General features: G+C 65.0%; 16 protein-coding genes and 1 pseudogene. 6 read left to right on the plus strand and 11 right to left on the minus strand.

The window, feature by feature from the left end; translation table 11 throughout:
• Positions 1 to 220, plus strand: a pseudogene (locus A6A04_RS22680) (efflux RND transporter periplasmic adaptor subunit); the annotation flags it as partial.
• Between the two features lie 355 nt (positions 221 to 575).
• Here A6A04_RS22680 and cysK read toward each other — a convergent pair.
• Genes cysK through A6A04_RS07920 form a run of 6 tightly spaced genes read right to left on the minus strand, consistent with a single transcriptional unit; the run spans position 576 to position 7,039 of the window.
• On the minus strand, positions 576 to 1,538 hold the full coding sequence (gene cysK, locus A6A04_RS07895) for a cysteine synthase A (RefSeq protein WP_068491658.1): 963 nt from the start codon (positions 1,536 to 1,538) through the stop codon (positions 576 to 578).
• The gene (gene cooS / locus A6A04_RS07900; RefSeq protein ID WP_068491660.1) at positions 1,535 to 3,484 is read right to left on the minus strand and encodes an anaerobic carbon-monoxide dehydrogenase catalytic subunit; all 1,950 of its coding nucleotides are present in this window, start codon (positions 3,482 to 3,484) and stop codon (positions 1,535 to 1,537) included. Before cooS ends, cysK begins: the two co-directional genes overlap by 4 nt.
• A complete protein-coding gene (locus A6A04_RS07905) occupies positions 3,481 to 4,263 on the minus strand; it encodes an ATP-binding protein (protein WP_068491662.1) in 783 nt (260 codons plus the stop codon). Before A6A04_RS07905 ends, cooS begins: the two co-directional genes overlap by 4 nt.
• Positions 4,260 to 5,021 carry an ABC transporter permease gene (locus A6A04_RS07910; protein ID WP_216636084.1) on the minus strand — a complete coding sequence of 254 codons (762 nt, stop codon included), beginning with the start codon at positions 5,019 to 5,021 and terminating at the stop codon, positions 4,260 to 4,262. The genes A6A04_RS07905 and A6A04_RS07910 overlap by 4 nt, the downstream gene beginning before the upstream one ends.
• Positions 5,018 to 6,211, minus strand: coding sequence for an ABC transporter substrate-binding protein (locus tag A6A04_RS07915; RefSeq protein ID WP_068491665.1), 1,194 nt, complete (start codon positions 6,209 to 6,211; stop codon positions 5,018 to 5,020). The genes A6A04_RS07910 and A6A04_RS07915 overlap by 4 nt, the downstream gene beginning before the upstream one ends.
• 15 nt (positions 6,212 to 6,226) lie before the next feature.
• On the minus strand, positions 6,227 to 7,039 hold the full coding sequence (locus A6A04_RS07920; RefSeq protein ID WP_068491667.1) for an ABC transporter ATP-binding protein: 813 nt from the start codon (positions 7,037 to 7,039) through the stop codon (positions 6,227 to 6,229).
• Positions 7,040 to 7,259: 220 nt separating this feature from the next.
• Here A6A04_RS07920 and A6A04_RS07925 point away from each other — a divergent pair, with 220 nt between their 5' ends.
• On the plus strand, positions 7,260 to 7,487 hold the full coding sequence (locus tag A6A04_RS07925; protein ID WP_156612524.1) for a hypothetical protein: 228 nt from the start codon (positions 7,260 to 7,262) through the stop codon (positions 7,485 to 7,487).
• A complete protein-coding gene (locus A6A04_RS07930; RefSeq protein ID WP_068491670.1) occupies positions 7,487 to 8,101 on the plus strand; it encodes a helix-turn-helix domain-containing protein in 615 nt (204 codons plus the stop codon). The genes A6A04_RS07925 and A6A04_RS07930 overlap by 1 nt, the downstream gene beginning before the upstream one ends.
• Before the next feature lie 14 nt (positions 8,102 to 8,115).
• Here A6A04_RS07930 and A6A04_RS07935 read toward each other — a convergent pair whose 3' ends face one another.
• From A6A04_RS07935 to A6A04_RS07950, 4 genes are all read right to left on the minus strand, one after another.
• Positions 8,116 to 8,802: a class I SAM-dependent methyltransferase gene (locus tag A6A04_RS07935; protein WP_068491672.1), complete on the minus strand. Its 687-nt coding sequence runs from the start codon at positions 8,800 to 8,802 to the stop codon at positions 8,116 to 8,118.
• 83 nt (positions 8,803 to 8,885) lie between these two features.
• Positions 8,886 to 10,775 (minus strand): family 2A encapsulin nanocompartment cargo protein cysteine desulfurase, encoded by a 1,890-nt coding sequence (locus A6A04_RS07940; protein WP_068491674.1) that lies wholly within the window; start codon positions 10,773 to 10,775, stop codon positions 8,886 to 8,888.
• A complete protein-coding gene (locus A6A04_RS07945; protein WP_068491676.1) occupies positions 10,772 to 11,725 on the minus strand; it encodes a family 2A encapsulin nanocompartment shell protein in 954 nt (317 codons plus the stop codon). The genes A6A04_RS07940 and A6A04_RS07945 overlap by 4 nt, the downstream gene beginning before the upstream one ends.
• Before the next feature lie 136 nt (positions 11,726 to 11,861).
• Positions 11,862 to 12,206, minus strand: coding sequence for a DUF2325 domain-containing protein (locus A6A04_RS07950; protein WP_082914786.1), 345 nt, complete (start codon positions 12,204 to 12,206; stop codon positions 11,862 to 11,864).
• A gap of 133 nt (positions 12,207 to 12,339) precedes the next feature.
• On the opposite strand from A6A04_RS07950, the gene A6A04_RS22265 reads away from it, so the two are divergent.
• A complete protein-coding gene (locus tag A6A04_RS22265; RefSeq protein ID WP_068491680.1) occupies positions 12,340 to 12,639 on the plus strand; it encodes a c-type cytochrome in 300 nt (99 codons plus the stop codon).
• Positions 12,640 to 12,652: 13 nt separating this feature from the next.
• The gene (locus tag A6A04_RS07960; protein WP_068491681.1) at positions 12,653 to 13,930 is read left to right on the plus strand and encodes an NAD(P)/FAD-dependent oxidoreductase; all 1,278 of its coding nucleotides are present in this window, start codon (positions 12,653 to 12,655) and stop codon (positions 13,928 to 13,930) included.
• 57 nt (positions 13,931 to 13,987) lie between these two features.
• Here A6A04_RS07960 and cysE read toward each other — a convergent pair whose 3' ends face one another.
• Positions 13,988 to 14,857: a serine O-acetyltransferase gene (gene cysE, locus A6A04_RS07965; RefSeq protein WP_082914788.1), complete on the minus strand. Its 870-nt coding sequence runs from the start codon at positions 14,855 to 14,857 to the stop codon at positions 13,988 to 13,990.
• Between the two features lie 529 nt (positions 14,858 to 15,386).
• Between cysE and A6A04_RS07970 the strand changes: the two genes are divergently transcribed.
• Entirely contained in the window at positions 15,387 to 16,232 is an 846-nt protein-coding gene (locus A6A04_RS07970; RefSeq protein ID WP_172822744.1) for a substrate-binding periplasmic protein, read from the plus strand.
• The last annotated feature ends 90 nt before the right edge of the window (positions 16,233 to 16,322 follow it).

Below are 16,322 nucleotides of genomic sequence, written 5' to 3' on the forward strand. Positions count from 1 at the left end.
CGTGGTGCCGAGCAAATGGCTGGTCTGGTTGAAGCCCGGCCACGCCTTCCAGGTGGCCATCGACGAGACCGGCAAGACCTATCCGGTCAAGATGGTCCGAATCGGCGCCCGCATCGACCCCATCAGCCAGTCGGTCAAGGTCACCGGCGCCATCGGCGGCCATTTCCCCGAACTCTCCGCCGGTATGAGCGGGAAGGTGTTGCTCTCCCCGCCGGGCTGAGGGCTGCCCTCCGCATCGGTGCGGCTCGGTGCAGGCACCGGCCGATGAGGTCCCTTCTCAGCCGTAAATCCGCGTTCGGTATAAGTGGCATCGGGCCCCCGCAACCAAATTAGCCCGCAAGTCCAACGACTTGCGGGCTTTTTGATTTTGGGGCTGCAATGGCTCGAAAGTCATGTCAGCGCCATGTCAGCAAATCCCAAGGCGATCGTTGGCGCAGTTTGGCTATAGTTCGTCCCTATTTCCGGAGTCGCCAGTACCGGAAGCCAGATCAATCCATACTTCGTGTTGTTCCGGATCAAGTATTTTGTTTTGCTGCCGTCTTGACGGTGGGGATGCCAAAGGGGAGGTGCCGGTCCTAAAGTCCTTCGAACAGGGCGGTGGACAGGTAGCGTTCGGCGAAGGAGGGGATGATCACCACCACGTTCTTGCCCGCCATCTCTGGCCTTGCCGCCACTTCCAAGGACGCGGCCAGGGCCGCGCCCGATGAGATGCCGACCGGGATACCCTCCAGCCGAGCCGATGCGCGGGCGGTCTCGAAGGCGGTCTCGTTCGAAATGGTCAAGACCTCGTCGATGATGCCGCGATCCAGGATCAGCGGCACGAAACCGGCGCCGATACCCTGAATTTTGTGGGGGCCGGGCGGGCCGCCCGACAGGACCGGGCTGGCTTCCGGCTCCACCGCGACGATGCGCAAAACGGGGCGGCGTGGCTTCAGGACCTGGCCGATGCCGGTGAGGGTGCCGCCGGTCCCCACGCCGCCGACGATCACGTCGACCTGTCCCTGGGTGTCGTTCCAGATTTCCTCGGCGGTGGTGGCGCGATGGATCAAGGGATTGGCGATGTTTTCGAACTGCTGCAGGATCACGGCATCACGTAACTCCGAGGCCAGTTCGCGGGCGCGGGCCACCGCACCGGTCATTCCCTTGGCCGCCGGGGTCAGGTCCAGCTCGGCTCCCAACAGCAGCAGCATCTTGCGCCGTTCCAGTGACATGCTGTCCGGCATCACCAGAATCAGGCGATAGCCCTTGACGGCCGCCACGAAGGCCAGGGCGATTCCGGTATTGCCCGAGGTCGGCTCCACCAGCACGGTTCTTCCCGGCGTGATCAGTCCATCGGATTCGGCGGCGTCGATCATCGCCTTGCCAATGCGGTCCTTGACCGAAGCCAGCGGGTTGAAGAATTCCAGCTTGGCGAAGACGGAGGCCCTGGCCCCCGCATGATGGGCTAGGCGGTTGATGCGCACCAGCGGTGTGTTGCCGATGGTCTGGGTGATGTCGTCATAGGTGCGTCCCCGGCCGGGGGTGGTCTGGGCGGTCATGGCATCTCCTCGGAATCGAAAACGGGCCAGCCGAGCCGACCGCGCTTGGCGGCAAGGTCAGCGACGATGCGCCGTCCCAGTTCGCCGGGATCGGGGATCACCACCATGCCGCCACCCAGGGTGGCGCGGGTGTCGTGCTCGAAGAAGCGCTGGACATTGGCCGAGCCGCTGACCGGGGCCGGGATGCAGTGATACGAATCCAGGCCCAGCAGGCGGAAGCTCAGGGCCGCGCCGACCCCCTTTTCATTGGACCATTCGGGGCTGGAAAAGGCGAAGGGCATGGCGGCGATGGGCTGGCCCGCCAGATCGGCCAGGGCGCGGAACAGGCCCGACGCCCGCGCATTGTCCAGGCATTCGCCCATATGCAGGGCGGGCGGCAGGGCTTGCCGGTCCAGCACGCCGCGCAGGGCGGTCCCGGCGCGGTCGCGGCGAGCCGACGAGCAGAATCCCTGCTTCAGAAGTGGGAACGAGGCGCAGCCATTGGTCAGCACCAGGATGTCGGCGGCCAGCAATGCCTCGGCCACCCGGGTGATGCCGACCTCGTAGGGCACCTTGGGGTTGTTGCAGCCCACCAGATTGACGATGCCCCTGACCCGGCCGCTCCGCAGCGCCTCGGCCAACTGGTCGAGGCCGCCGAAGGCCTCGGCGATGTTCTCCACCGAAAAGCCGATCTCGGCCTCGGCGGATACGGCGGGAATGGTGACATTGGCGGCCTGGCGCAGCGGCTGGTTGGCGATGGCCAGTTCGACGATATGCCGCGCCATGGCGCGGGTCTGGTCGATATTGGCGTGGCGATGGTCGTAGCCCAGCGCGATGGCGCCGGGCAATCGGGCGGAATCGCTGGTGGTCACCACCTTGGTGTGGAAGCATTCGGCCACGTCCATGATGCCGGGATAGACGTCCTGGAGATCGGCCACCCACAGGTCGATGGCGCCGGTGGCCAGGATCAGCTCGGCACCCACCGCATTGCCCAGGGGATGGACCTCGCCGTGGCGGTAGAGCCCCGAGAGACCCGAGCAGCAGATGCCGTAGAAGCGGATGCCCTCGGCGCCGATCGCCTGAGCCTTGGCGATCAGGTCGGGATCGTCGCCCGCCTCCAGGATGGCGGTGGCGAGAACCGGGGAATGGCCGTGGATGGCGATATTGACGAAGCCGGGCGCCAGCGAGCCCACATTGGTGGTGATGGTGGAGCGCTTGGGCAGGCCGTAGAGGATGTCCATGGCGATGGCCGAGCCCGCCACCGAACTCCAGGAAAAGGCCAGGCCGCAGCGCAGGAACTGCTTCATCAGGTTCTGCCAGTCGCCATCGGTGCCGACACCGGTGCGGTGCAGCGCCTCGAACACCTCCTGCTGCGAGCCGATGGGCAGGATGTCCATCTCCCGCCACAAGGCGATGCGTTCGGGCGGCGCCATGGCGTGCAGGGTCTTGTGGTCGCCGGGCAGGGTGCGGCCCAGGTCCTCCAGCAGCACGTCGGCGACCTCGTCGGCCAGGGTCTCGACGCTCTTGGCCTCGTGGAACAGGCCCAGCGCCTTGGCGACGGATTTCAGCTTCTCGACACCCCGGATGGGCTGGCCCAGTTTGCCCTGGGCGGCGGCTTTCAGGGCCAGAATGACCTCGCGGCCCCGCGCCCCGTGCGAGGCGACGCCCCCCGCCAGCCAGCGCAGGATGTTGCGGGCCACGATGACGTCGGCATCGGCACCGCAGGCGCCGCGCGGTGCCTTGGCGGTGATCTGGCATGGCCCCATGTGGCAGACCTTGCAGCACACCCCGGTCAGTCCGTGGCCGCAGTGGTTCTTCTGCTTGTCGAAGCGGTCGAAGACTGTGGATATGCCTTTCTCGGCGGCAAGGTCGAGCAGGGCGCGTACCGCCGGGTCGGGGGTGGTCTCGCGCACCTGGGCGCGCGACGGATAGGAAGCGCGGTGGGCTCTCAATTCCTCGGGAGTCATGGGGCACCTTTCATGGGACACAGGCAGGCCAGCGACAGGACCAGGCGCCGCAACGCCGGGCGGAAGGACTCGGGAATGTCCGGCGGGCGACCGTCCAGGTCGGCGCGACGGATCGAATCGTCCCAGGGCAGGCGCGCCAGGATCGGCCAGTCGCCCAGGGCGGCCTGTACCGCTTCCAGATCGGCATCGCCGCGATCACCCACCAGCACGGGAAAGACATGGCGGATGCCGAGATCGCGGGCGAGACCCCGGATGGCGAAGGCGGTCTCGACGCTGCGGCTGCCAGGCTGAACCACGGCGAGAACCGCGTCCACCGCCGCCGCCGTGCCCCGGCTGAGATGCTCCAGCCCGGCCTCGGAATCCACCACCACCGCGTCGGTGGCGCCGGGGATCACCGAGGACAGCACCCGCTTCAGCACCGCGTTCTCGGCACAATAGCAGCCCTGGCCGCCGCCCTTGTGCCAGCCCAGGGTCAGCAGCGCGTGGCCGCCGCCCCAGGATTGGCGGATTTCCGGCAAGATGGCGCCGATATCGGGATTGAGCAGCATCATGCCGCCGGGCAGGCCGCCCCGGCCGGACAGGGCATCCACCAGATCGGCCCGGGCCGCCAGAGGAGTCACCCGGCGGTCTTCGTCCAGGGGCAGGGCCGAGGCCAGATTGGCGTCGGGATCGGCGTCGATGGCCAGCACCCGATAGCCTTCCTCGGCCAGGGTGCGGGCCAGCAGCCCGGCCAGGGTGGTCTTGCCGACGCCGCCCTTGCCCGCCATGGCGATCTTCATGCCGTCCTCCGCCAGGAAAAGCGGCGGATCAGCCCCAGGCAGACCGCGTCGAGGCCGAAGCCGATGATTCCGATGATGATGACCATGGCGGCCAGCTTGTCGTAGGACAAGGTGTCGCGGGCGTCGTTGATGGCATAGCCCAGCCCCGAGGTGACCCCCAGGAACTCGGCCGGGACCAGCACGATCCAGGCGACGCCCAGGGCGAGGCGGATACCGGTCAGGATATCGGTGGCGATGGCGGGCACGATCAGGGTGACCAGGACATGGCGCGGACCGGCGCCGAGATTGCGGGCCACCTTGAACCATTGCGGGTACAGCTTGCGCAGTCCGGCGGCGGTGGCAAAGGTGACCGGCCAGATTGCGGCGGCGGCGATCAGGAAGACGATGGCGCCATCCCAGGTGGCGAAGGCCATCACCGCCACCGGCATCCAGGCCAGGGGGCTGATCATGCGCAGGAACTGGAACGGCAGATGGGTCAGGGCTTCCAGGGTCTTGAAATGGCCGATGGCGATGCCCGTGGGCACGCCCAGTGCCACCGCCCAGGCCAGTCCCTGGCCGATGCGGATCAGGCTGGGCTGGATGGCCCGCCACAACTCGCCGCCGCCCAGCATGGCCAGCAGGGCGGCGAAGGCCGGGCCGGGAGCTAGTCCGGCGAAGGCGGCGGTGCGCGGATTCGCCGCCGCCCCCAGGCTCGCCAGATGCCACAGGGCGACCAGCAGGGCGATGCCGATTAATGCGTGGGCGAGGCCTCGCCTCATACCACCACCTGCTCCACCCGGTTGAAGGGATCGCCCTTGTTGACGCTGGGGTCGTCCTTCCATTCGGGATACTTGACCAGCGCCTTCTTGACGAAGTCGGTGGTGACCAGATCCTTGACCACGAAATCGGGGTCCAACTTGTCCAGGAAGGTCTTGTCGCCGCTGACCACGGTCTTGGTCATGGCCTCGACGATCAGCTTGGTGGCGGACGGATAGGGCCAGGGCTGGAAGTCGATGCGGTCGTTGCCCCATTCCTTCTTGTGGCGGTTGGCGCCAAGCTTGTCGTAGTCGGGGTCGTCGTAATGGGTGACGGCGCGTTCGACCAATGCGGCGGGCAGCGGAATATAGCCCTTGCCGTCCTGGCTGATCAGCCGCGCCACCTCCTTCTTGTTCTTGGACGCATAGATCTGGGCCTTGACCACGGCATTGACCACCTTCTGCGACCATTCCGGCCGCTTGACGGTGTCGGCCTCGTGCATGGCGACAACGCAGCAGGGATGGTTCTTCCAGATGTCGCCGGTGAAGCGGAGGATGCGCCCGCCCGCCTTCAGCTCGCCCAGGGCGTTGAAGGGCTCGGCGACGATATAGCCGTCGATCTTGCCCGCCGCCAGGGCCGGGGGCATCTCGGGCGGTTGCAGCACCTGGAGATTGACCTCGGTCTTGGCCAGGGGCTCGCCCGCCGCCTTGATGACCGGGGTCAGACCGGCCGAACGGATGCCGATCTGCAGCACGATGTTATGCATGGAATACCAGAACGGCACCGCGATCTGGCGGCCGCCCAGATCGGCGAAGGAGGTGATGCCGGTATTGCTGCCCACGACCAGCCCCGAGCCGTTGGTATGGGCCCAGGCGACGATCTTGACCGGGATGTTGTTGTTGTAGCGCATCCATACCGGGATGGGCTTGAGCAGGTGGACCAGATTGAACTTGCCCGCCGCGAAGCCCTCGGCCAGGGGCGCCCAGCCCCGGATCAGCACCGGCGGCTCGGTCTTCAGGCCTTCTTCCTCGAAGGCGCCCAGGGCATGGGCCACCAGCAGGGCGGTGGCGTCGGTGATGGGCAGGTGGCCGATGCGCACCACCTCGTCCTCGGCGGCGCGGGCCAGGCCGCCCTTGGCGGCCATCACGGCGGCGAGGCCTCCGGCGGCCATGAAGTCCAGCGAGCGGCGGCGGCTGATGGGGGTGTCGAACATGAAGGATGTCCTCCGTCAGGATTTGAAGGCGGGGAGGGGGAAAAGCGAAAGAAAGTGGCGGGCAGGTGCTGTGTCGGGTGCGGAATGAGCGGGCAGCGGTTGCGCCGCCTCGAACGGTTCCAGCACCTGGGCGCGCAGCGCGGCACGGTCGGTGCAGGTTAAGGCGATGTCGGCCACCACCCGACCCGGCTTGGGCGCCATGACCACGGCCCGCTCGGCCATGATCAGCGCCTCGTCCACGTCATGGGTGACGATGACCAGGGTCAGGCCCAATTGGGCGGCTATGGCGCGCACCTCTTCCTGGAGGCCGGAGCGGGTGAACGGGTCGAGGGCGGAAAAGGGCTCGTCCAGCAGCAGGACTTCCGGCCTGGTTGCCAGGGATCGGGCCAGGGCGACCCGCTGCTGCTGGCCGCCGGACAGTTGCTGGACATTGTCCTCGCCATGCTCCGAGAGATGGACCAGGGCCAGCAATTCCTCGACCCGCTCGCGGATCTCGGGTTTGGGGCGATGGGCGTAGCGCAGGCCCAAGGCGATATTCTCGGCGGCGCTCATCCAGGGGAAGAGCGACGGCGATTGGAACATCATGTTCCACTTGGCCGATGGCTTTCCGACCGGCTGGCCGCTGATGTGGACGCTGCCCGCGGTGGGGTGGAGCAGGCCGGCAATGATGTGCAAAAGGGTGGATTTGCCGCAGCCGCTGCGCCCGACCAGCGCCAGGGCTTGACCGCCATCCACCGTCAGATTGATCTCGGACAGGATGGTTGGGCCATGGCGGCTGAAGCGGTGGCAAAGGCCGGTGAGGTCGATTTTTCCAGGTGGGGCGCTCATGGTCGCGCTGTCGCTCCGTTGTGCTGAAAACGGGTATAGCGCCACTGCAATCTATTAGTCTACTAAAATTGTAGAAATTAGATTGACTCCGTTTCGGGCTTTGCTAGTGTGGTCCCGGAGAGCGCCGATTTGAGGCATCAGCTTGCGGGCGCTTAACAAATGCGGCTAAAGCGGTTGGCTTTTCGTCCAGCCGGGACCCCGCCTCCTGGAGGTGAAGACCATGACCCATTCCAAGCGTGTATCCCCCGGCCCTCAACTGGTCGCCAAGCGGGCCTTCGATCCCTGGCGCCATGGCGAGCCGAGTTTGGCGGAGGTGATGAACGACCCCATCGTTCATCTGCTGATGCGCCGCGACGGGCTGGTCGCCGACCAGGTCTGGCCGGTGGTCAGGGAGGCGCAAAGCCGCCTCGACAGGCCTCTTTGCTCTGGTGCCGCAAGGGCGGCCTGATGCCTGGGTCCGGTTCTCCGCAGGTGGTGGCGCTGCATGCCCCGGCTTCGGTTGACGGCGAGGAAATCCAGCAGGTCGTGGGTGATAACCTGCGGCGCATCCGTATCCGCAAAGGTCTGTCGCTGGAGCGCCTCGCTAAATCGTCCGGTGTCAGCCGAGCCATGCTTGGTCAGGTCGAGCTTGGCCGTTCAGCGCCCACCATCAGCGTCCTGTGGAAGATCGCCCGGGCTCTTGATGTGCCGCTCACGGCCTTCACCTCCCCTGATGGAGGCGGCAAGGCCATGGTTTTCAGGGCGCATCGCACCAAGGTCCTGGCGTCCTTGAACGGGAGATTTTCCAGTCGGGCCCTCTTTCCCACCGAATCGTCCCAGCGGGTGGAATTCTACGAATTGAGGATTGCCCCTCATACCGTCGAGGAGGCGGATGGGCATCTTCCCGGCACGATCGAGAATATGGTTGTCGCCCAGGGGAGCTTGGAGATTGAGACTGGTGGCGATCGCTATCTTCTGGCGAAGGGCGACTCGATTCAGTTCCTCGCCGACCAGCCTCATCTCTACCGCAATGCCAGTTCGAGCGAGGCCCTGATCTATTTGGTGATGATTTATGCCGGATGAGGCTGTCGTGGCGGCTATGCCGCCTGTTCCGCAGTCTGGACGCGGGCGAAGTGGTACATGCGGCAGGGCTGGCGAAACAGGATGCGCCCATCATCCTCGACGATGCCGTGATGGGCGAAGGCTTCTCGCACCGCGCGTTCATTGATCTGGAAGGCCTTGGCGCGGGCAGGGCTGACGGTGATGATCCGGCGGCGGAAGTCGTCGAACGTATCGAACCGCTCCACATGGAGGTAGCTGCCCGCGATGATGGGCTTCAAACCCAAGGTCCAGGCCGATGAAATGGCTTCCATGGCCTTGGCGCGGGCCTGGGTCTGGTCGTCGATCAGTTTCAGAAGTTCGAAATAAGAGCCTTCCGAAAACGGCTCCACGATATGCAGCCGTCCGCCCGGACGCAGAACCCGATGCGCCTCGACCAGCGCATCTTTCTGGGACTCGGCGGGAATGTGGTGAAAGCTGAAGATGTAAACCACAAGGTCGATGCTGGAATTCTCCAGGGAAAGAGTGCCACTGCTGCCGGGCAGGAAGCTGATGTTTTCTCCATCGGGACCTGGAGTTTGATCTCCGGTGGGAATGCCGATGACCTTGGCCTTGTGTTCAGCCAGCAGACGGACCAGGGAGCCATCCCGGCAGCCCATATCCACCGCCATCGCTCCGGGCAGGTCCACGAAGTGCTCAAGATATTTGATATGAACATTGTCCATGGCGGCCTCCTTTCCACGGCTTCGTGGCAACTGATATCTGAACCCATCATGGCCGTCTCAGCCGGGGGCCGCCCTGAGCCGCCTCATCGCTGGCCGCGTCCCGACTGGATGCGCAGCAGCGCGTTCACCAGGGCGTCCAGATCCTCGAAGGTGTTGTAGAAGGCCAGTGACGGACGCACCGTTGCTTCCAGGCCGAAACGGCGCAGGATGGGCTGGGCGCAATGGTGGCCCGATCGCACGGCAATGCCTTCGCGGTCCAGTGCCTTGCCCACATCCTCGGTGCGGCAGCCATCCAGCACGAAGGACAGCACCCCCGCCTTGTCCTTGGCGGTGCCGATCAGCCTGAGCCCGGGCACACTCAACAGCCCCTCGGTGCCATAAACCAGCAACTCCTGCTCCCAGGCGCTGATGGTGGCCATGCCGATGCTTTCCACATAGTCGATGGCGGCGCCAAGCCCAACCGCGTCGGCGATATTGCCGGTTCCCGCCTCGAAGCGGGCGGGGGCGGGCTGATAGACGGTCTTCTCGAAGGTCACGTCGGCGATCATGTTGCCGCCGCCCTGCCAGGGCGGCATCTGGTCCAGGATGGCCTTCTTACCGAACACGGCGCCGATGCCGGTGGGGGCGAAGACCTTGTGGCCGGAAAAGACGTAGAAGTCGCAATCCAGGGCCTGGACGTCCACCGGCATGTGGGAGACCGCCTGGGCGCCGTCCACCAGAACCACCGCGCCGTGGCGATGGGCCATGGCGGTCATCTCGGCCGCCGGGGTGACGGTGCCCAGCGCGTTGGACACCTGGGTCAGGGAGACGAGGCGGGTACGCGGTCCCAGCAGCTTCTCGTATTCCTCCAGGATGATCTGGCCGCTGTCATCCACCGGAGCAACCCGCAGCCGGGCGCCGGTCTGGGCGCATAACTGCTGCCAGGGCACGATATTGGCGTGGTGCTCCAGCCAAGTGACGACGATCTCGTCGCCGTCCTTGACGTTGCGCGCTCCCCAGGCCTTGGCGATCAGGTTGATGCCCTCGGTGGCGCCGCGCACGAAGATGATTTCCTCGGTCGAGCCGGCATTGACGAAGCGCCGCGTCTTCTCGCGCGCCGCCTCGTAGGCGTCGGTGGAGCGCGCCGCCAGGGCATGGGCGGCGCGGTGGATATTGGAGTTCTCATGCTCATAGAAACGGCTCAGGCGTTCGATCACCTGGCGCGGCTTCTGGGTGGTGGCGGCGTTGTCGAGCCAGATCAGCGGCTTGCCGTGCACCTGCTGCTGCAGGATGGGGAAGTCGCGTTTGACGGCATGGGCATCGAACGCCCCCGTGCGCGCGCTGGTCCCCCGGAGGTCGGGCACCAGCTCGGGGCGCAGCTCGATGCCGAGGATGCCGGGATCGACCGAGGGCGAGCGGGGGGCGGCGGGCTCGGCCCGGCTGGAGACGCCCTGGGCCTCGTCCAGGAAGTACAGCGGCGCGGACGGTGATGACGCGGGCAGGGCGAAGGGCTCGGGTGGTCCGGGAAGGTTCGGCAAGGCCGTCGGCGGGACTTCAGGGGTCCCATTGGGAATGGCGGGGCCGGAGGCATGATCCGGCGGCACCAAGGAGATGGCCGCGCCCAGCAGGTTGGGAATGACCCGCAGATCGGCCTCGCCCGGAACGGGAACCGGCGGCGCCGAGGTGGGATTGACGGGCGGCGCGGCGGGGGCGGCCGCCAGCGGCCCCACCTGCGGCAGGGCGGGCACGGTGGTGATCGTGCCCACCGAGGGTGGCGCCGGAACGCCGGGGGGAACGAGGCCACCGCTGGGGGCGGCCTCGATCAGCGGAACCGAAGGCGGGGCGACGCCGATGCTGGGGGCTGATTGACCCCCTCCCGATTGCCCGGGTGCCGCCTGGAAGAAGGCATTGGCCATCTGGGCGATCAGGCGGGCATCGGGCGCCCCGGCGAATCCCGCCGGTTCCGACAGGTCGGTGGGGAAGCCGCGCGTCATGCGAACTTCTTATCGTAGTCGAAGTAGTGGTCGACCTCGACATCCTCAAGCACCGCGATGGCGTCCTCGGTGAGGATGGCGGCCGAGCAGTACAGCGAGATCAGATAGGACGCGATGGCCTTGCGGTTGATGCCCATGAAGCGCACCGACAGCGACGGTGAGACCTCGCCGGGCACACCCGGCTGGAACAGGCCGACCACGCCCTGGCGCTTCTCGCCGGTGCGCACCAGCAAGATGTTGGTCTTGCCGGTCTTCTTGCCTTCGGCCGAGATGGTCAGCTTGTCGCTGGGCACCAGCGGCAGGCCGCGCCAGGTCAGGAACGGGGTGCCGAACAGGTTGACTGTGGGCGGCGGCACGCCGCGCTTGGTGCATTCGCGGCCAAAAGCGGCGATGGCCTTTGGGTGGGCCAGGAAGAAGGACGGCTCCTTCCACACCTTGGAGATCAGCTCGTCCAGATCGTCGGGAGTGGGGGCGCCCTTGCGGGTCTTGATGCGCTGGGACTTGGCGGTGTTGGTCAATAGGCCGTATTCGGCGTTGTTGATCAGCTCGAACTCCTGCTTTTCCTTCACCTTCTCGATCAACAGGCGCAGTTGCTCCTGGATCTGGTCGATGGGGTGGGAATAGAGGTCCGAGACGCGGGTCTGGACGTCGAGCACCGTGGTCACCGCGTTCAGGGAATATTCCCGAGGGTTTTCCTCGTAGGGGACATAGCTTTCCGGCAGGTCGGCGTCATTGGTGGGGCTGCACTTGACGTCGGAACTGGTGCCGATGGCGCCTTCCTTGACCCGGTTCAGGCGATAGATGCCGGCTTCCACCGGCGTCCAGGGCAGGAACGAGACCAGCCAGCGCGGCGTGATGCCCGACCATTGGGCGCGGGTCTTGGTGGCGTTGGCAAGTTGGCGGGCCGCCTGCTCGTTCAGGGTGCGGCGAACCTCGGTATCCTCGGACATTCAGTCGTCTCCTTAGGGGAGGGTGTTCCATGGGGAAGATCATAAGTGGCGGGGCCTGCTTGCCGAGTCCCGGCTCAGTCCCGGCTGCGCTTTCCTCCGTCATAGCGGAGGAGCGGCGACTATCTTGGCGGCTTGGCTATTGTGGACGGGCGACAGAGGCCAAGGCCTCGGTGATGGCGCCGATACCGGTGCTGCGCAGCGGCCGGAACGGCTTGTCGAAGCGGCGGCACAGGCTTTTGACCTTGCTTTGCGCCTGATGGCTGACGCAGCCCACCGGGAACAGAACCGCGTCGGCGCGTTCCAACTGGTTGGACAGTTTGGTCATGGACTGCTCGACGCCGCCGTCGTGGTGGACGAAGGCGCCGCCCTTTTCCTCGATGATGCGGCGCAGATGGGCCACGTGCTGGTGGCGTCCGCCCACATAGAGGATCAGGCGGCCGGACAGGTCGATTTCGGAAGGCGGGAGGGGAGAGGCGGTCATGGCGATCTCCTGGTGGGTGGGGTCAACATGCCGTCATGGTGGGGCGGGATCGCGTCGCTGTAAACAAAAAACTACACATCACTAGACTAATAGATTACAAGGGTGCCATATCCTGTTCCCGGAGACCACAGACATGCGCACCCAACTGATTCTAGCCACGGTTTCCGTGGCGATCCTGGCGGGGACGGCCCAGGCCGAGCCGCTGAGCCTTCCCGCCGCCGCCGCGGTCTGCGCCAACTGCCACGGCACCGACGGCCGCATCGACGGCCCCATTCCCGCCATCGCCGGTAAGCCCGCCACGGTGATCGCCTCGCGGCTGCGCGACTTCAAGGCCGATCGGGTCTCCGGCGCCACGGTGATGCCGCGCCTGGTCAAGGGCCTGACCGAGGCCGAGATCGACCAGGTCGCCCGTTACTTCGCCGACATCCGCTAGGGGGAATGCCGTCATGACTCACTTCGATCGCCGTTCCTTCCTGGCCCTGGCCGGTGCCGCCAGTCTGGCCTCGCTCACCGGCGCCTGCGCCTCCGGCCCGTCCGGCACCGGCCCGCGCGTGCTGGTGGTCGGCGGCGGCTTCGGCGGCGCCACCGCCGCCAAGTATCTGCGCCTGCTCGATCCCAGCCTGCGGGTGACTCTGGTGGAGCGCAACCAGCGCTTCGTCACCTGCCCGTTCAGCAATGCCGTCATCGCCGGGCTGCGCGACATCTCCACCATCACCCACGGCTATGACGGGCTGCGCGCCCTGGGCGTCCAGGTGATCCATGCCGAGGTCGCCGCCGTGGACGTGGCCGCCAAATCGGTGGTGCTGGCCGATGGCGACAAGCTGTCCTATGACCGGCTGGTGCTGTCGCCCGGCATCGACTTCAAGTGGAACACGCCGGGCTATGACCAGGCGGCCAGCGAACTGGTGCCGCACGCCTGGAAGGCGGGGGCGCAGACCCTGCTGCTGCGCCGCCAGCTGGAAGCGCTGGAGGATGGCGGCCTAGTGGTCATCACCGTTCCCGGCAATCCCTATCGCTGCCCGCCCGGCCCCTATGAGCGCGCCAGCCTGATCGCCCATTACCTCAAGATCAGGAAGCCCAAATCCAAGCTGCTGGTGCTGGATTCCAAGGATGCCTTCTCCAAGCAGGGGCTGTTCCAGGAAGGCTGGGACAAGCTGTACAAGGGGGTGCTGGAATGGGTGCCCGCCGCCAAGGACGGCAAGATCGTCGCCGTCGACGCCAAGACCCGCACGGTGGAAAGCGACCTCGGCACCAAGCACAAGGCGGCGGTGCTCAACGTCATTCCCCAGCAGACGGCCGGCAAGCTTGCCATCGATGCCGGGCTGACCGATGCCAGCGGCTGGGTGCCGGTGGTACCCCGGACCTTCCAGTCCACCAAGGCCCCCGATATCCATGTGATCGGCGATGCCACCGTGGCGGCGCCCATGCCCAAGTCGGGCTTTGTCGCCAATGCCCAGGCCAAGGTCGCCGCCGCCGCTGTGGTGGCGTCCATGCGCGGGGTGGACTCGCCCGAGCCGCTGTGGATGAATACCTGCTACTCGCTGCTATCGCCGGTCTACGGCATCACCGTGGCCGGGGTCTATCGGGTGATCGACGGCAAGCTGGGCGAGGTGCCCAATTCCGGCGGCGTCAGCCCCAAGGGCGCCACCGAGCAGTTCCGCGCCCTGGAAGCGGCCTATGCGGAAAGCTGGTACGCCAATATCAGCAAGGATATCTGGTCGTAAGGCTGGAAAAGAAGGGGGCGTCGCCGGTGACGGTGGCGCCCCCTGTCTTTGCTCGCGTCAGATGGAGTAGTCGAAGCTCTCGTAGGACAGCGCCTTCAGGATTTCCTCCTTGCTGCGCAAGGCTTCGGGATCGTTGGTGGTCCGGATGGTGCGGGCGGGAATTCCGGCAACGGTAGAATTTGGGTCCACCGCCTTCAGCACCACCGAACCGGCGGCGATGCGGGAATAGGCGCCGACCTCGATATTGCCCAGGATCTTGGCCCCGGCCCCGACAATGGTACCCTTGCGCACCTTGGGGTGGCGGTCGCCGCTTTCCTTGCCGGTGCCGCCCAGCGTGACGTTTTGCAGCAGCGAGACATCGTCTTCCACCACGGCGGTCTCGCCCACCACCAGCCCGGTGGCGTGGTCGAGGAAGATGCCCTTGCCGAAGCGGGCGGCGGGGTGGATGTCGGTCTGGAACACATCCGAGGACCGGCTTTGCAGGTAGAGCGCGAAGTCACGCTCGCCATTGCCCCACAGCCAGTGGGCCAGCCGGTGGGTCTGGACCGCGTGGAAGCCCTTGAAATAGAGGAAGGGCTCGATGAAGCGCTCGGTGGCGGGATCGCGCTCGACCACCGCGGCGATGTCGGCGCGCAGTGCCTCACCCAGGCCGGGATCGGCCTTGGCGGCGCGGTCAAAGGTCTCGGCCAGCAGCGGCAACGATACCAGATCGTTCTTTAGGCGCGATGAGACGCGGTAGAACACCGCAGCCTCGAACGAGGGCTGGTTCAGCACGGACTCAATGAACAGCGAGGCCAATTGAGGGGCCTTGCCGAGGGCTTCTTCTGCCTCGCGTCGCAACTCTGCCCAGACGGTATCGGCGAAATGGGTTAGGTCGCGGGCTTGGTCGGTGATGAGGGTCAGGCGACCCGGAGCCGGTCGAGCCATGGGATGATTCCTAAATTATCATAAATCTACTAGTTATGAGATTGATCGAGCGTGGCGGAGCCGTCAACTTATTAATGATGGGTGGGGTCAAAGTTGGATCACGTAAGCGAAGGGAGCTTCCGCTTCCTTGAAGAACTCCCTGTAGATCCGTTTGCGGATATCAATGAGGCCGGGGCTGGAGCGGTCGCGCGGCCGGGGCGGTGTTCTGGGGTCTGCTTGGCCTTGTTCATCACCCGATAGATGACGAAGCGGTCGGAGTCCGGCTCGCCGATGATATACTGGACGCGCAACACGGATTATCTGCTCATCGCTTGTGTTTCGCGGAGATACAGGGAGGCGATCTTTTTCTGCGTCGCAGTTTCATCATTGCTCTCAAATGACTCGGGCAGGGGATGTCCTCTCGAAAGTGGAGTTTCACCTGCGACCGCCCTATGATACTTCGCTATCGGTGGACAGCCACTGCCCATATCATCCACTCACTGCCCGAGACTGTTTTCCGGCAGCATCCGTTGACATAGGGAATGTTGGAATGGGGCGCAGACACGCGATTAAAGCCATCGCCTACTTGTCAGTAGACCTGTTCACAAGATATCTGCCAATGAAATTTGCTCGTGCTGTTTTTTGGCGGGGAGCAACGACACTTACTCTCTGCATTCTGAGCTTTTCCGCCCATGCAATAACGCTGTGCCATGATGATGGTGAGCAATATCCATGGATTATAAAAAACGGAAACGGCCTGAATATCCGTCTCCTGGAAATGGTCGCGGCAGGAACGGGCGAGACGCTGGAACTGACCGGCATGCCATGGAAACGCTGCCTGGAGGGTGTTGAAAAAGGCGATATTGCCGGTGCGTTTGCTGCCAGCTACACCGATGAGCGGGCAAAATACGCTGTCTATCCGATGGCGGAAGGTAAACTCGACCGGACCCGCCGCCTTCATACCGATGGCTATACGCTCCTTCGCCTCAAGGGCAGCAGCGTTGGCTGGGATGGCAACACGTTCAGTAATCTCACCGGGCCGATCGGTACTCAGGCCGCGTATTCGATCGCGTCCGATCTTGTCAGATGGGGTGTGAGCGTCGACAGCAATTCAGACACACCCGAGACGCTGCTGAGGCGTTTTGGTGCCGGACAGTTGCAGGCCATTGCATTGCTGACAGGCGAGGCCCAGTTCGCGATGAGAAAGCCGTATTTGGCAGACAGGGTTGAAATCGTCTCCCCGCCTTTGACGGAAAAGCCGTACTTTCTCATATTTGGCCGCGGCTACTACGATAAGAATAGAAAAACAGTCGATGATCTTTGGTCGATGATCGAGAAAATTCGGGAATCGGCGGAATATAAGGCCATGCAGCCCGGTGAACAGTCTTCCCGATAGTGAGACATCCATGAATAAAGTCGTGACGTTATTGGGTCGCTTGCCGCTTAACACAAAGTTGCTGCTCGCCATGGGGGTGGGCTTTGTGAT

The organism is Paramagnetospirillum marisnigri, assembly GCF_001650715.1.
Classification (GTDB): Bacteria; Pseudomonadota; Alphaproteobacteria; order Rhodospirillales; family Magnetospirillaceae; genus Phaeospirillum; species Phaeospirillum marisnigri.

Coding starts and splice junctions, on each gene's coding strand:
- cysK (WP_068491658.1), bottom strand. CDS start 1,538: ATGACCGCCCAGACCACCCCCGGCCGGGGACGCACCTATGACGACATC.
- cooS (WP_068491660.1), bottom strand. CDS start 3,484: ATGACTCCCGAGGAATTGAGAGCCCACCGCGCTTCCTATCCGTCGCGC.
- A6A04_RS07905 (WP_068491662.1), bottom strand. CDS start 4,263: ATGAAGATCGCCATGGCGGGCAAGGGCGGCGTCGGCAAGACCACCCTG.
- A6A04_RS07910 (WP_216636084.1), bottom strand. CDS start 5,021: ATGAGGCGAGGCCTCGCCCACGCATTAATCGGCATCGCCCTGCTGGTC.
- A6A04_RS07915 (WP_068491665.1), bottom strand. CDS start 6,211: ATGTTCGACACCCCCATCAGCCGCCGCCGCTCGCTGGACTTCATGGCC.
- A6A04_RS07920 (WP_068491667.1), bottom strand. CDS start 7,039: ATGAGCGCCCCACCTGGAAAAATCGACCTCACCGGCCTTTGCCACCGC.
- A6A04_RS07925 (WP_156612524.1), top strand. CDS start 7,260: ATGACCCATTCCAAGCGTGTATCCCCCGGCCCTCAACTGGTCGCCAAG.
- A6A04_RS07930 (WP_068491670.1), top strand. CDS start 7,487: ATGCCTGGGTCCGGTTCTCCGCAGGTGGTGGCGCTGCATGCCCCGGCT.
- A6A04_RS07935 (WP_068491672.1), bottom strand. CDS start 8,802: ATGGACAATGTTCATATCAAATATCTTGAGCACTTCGTGGACCTGCCC.
- A6A04_RS07940 (WP_068491674.1), bottom strand. CDS start 10,775: ATGACGCGCGGCTTCCCCACCGACCTGTCGGAACCGGCGGGATTCGCC.
- A6A04_RS07945 (WP_068491676.1), bottom strand. CDS start 11,725: ATGTCCGAGGATACCGAGGTTCGCCGCACCCTGAACGAGCAGGCGGCC.
- A6A04_RS07950 (WP_082914786.1), bottom strand. CDS start 12,206: ATGACCGCCTCTCCCCTCCCGCCTTCCGAAATCGACCTGTCCGGCCGC.
- A6A04_RS22265 (WP_068491680.1), top strand. CDS start 12,340: ATGCGCACCCAACTGATTCTAGCCACGGTTTCCGTGGCGATCCTGGCG.
- A6A04_RS07960 (WP_068491681.1), top strand. CDS start 12,653: ATGACTCACTTCGATCGCCGTTCCTTCCTGGCCCTGGCCGGTGCCGCC.
- cysE (WP_082914788.1), bottom strand. CDS start 14,857: ATGGCTCGACCGGCTCCGGGTCGCCTGACCCTCATCACCGACCAAGCC.
- A6A04_RS07970 (WP_172822744.1), top strand. CDS start 15,387: ATGGGGCGCAGACACGCGATTAAAGCCATCGCCTACTTGTCAGTAGAC.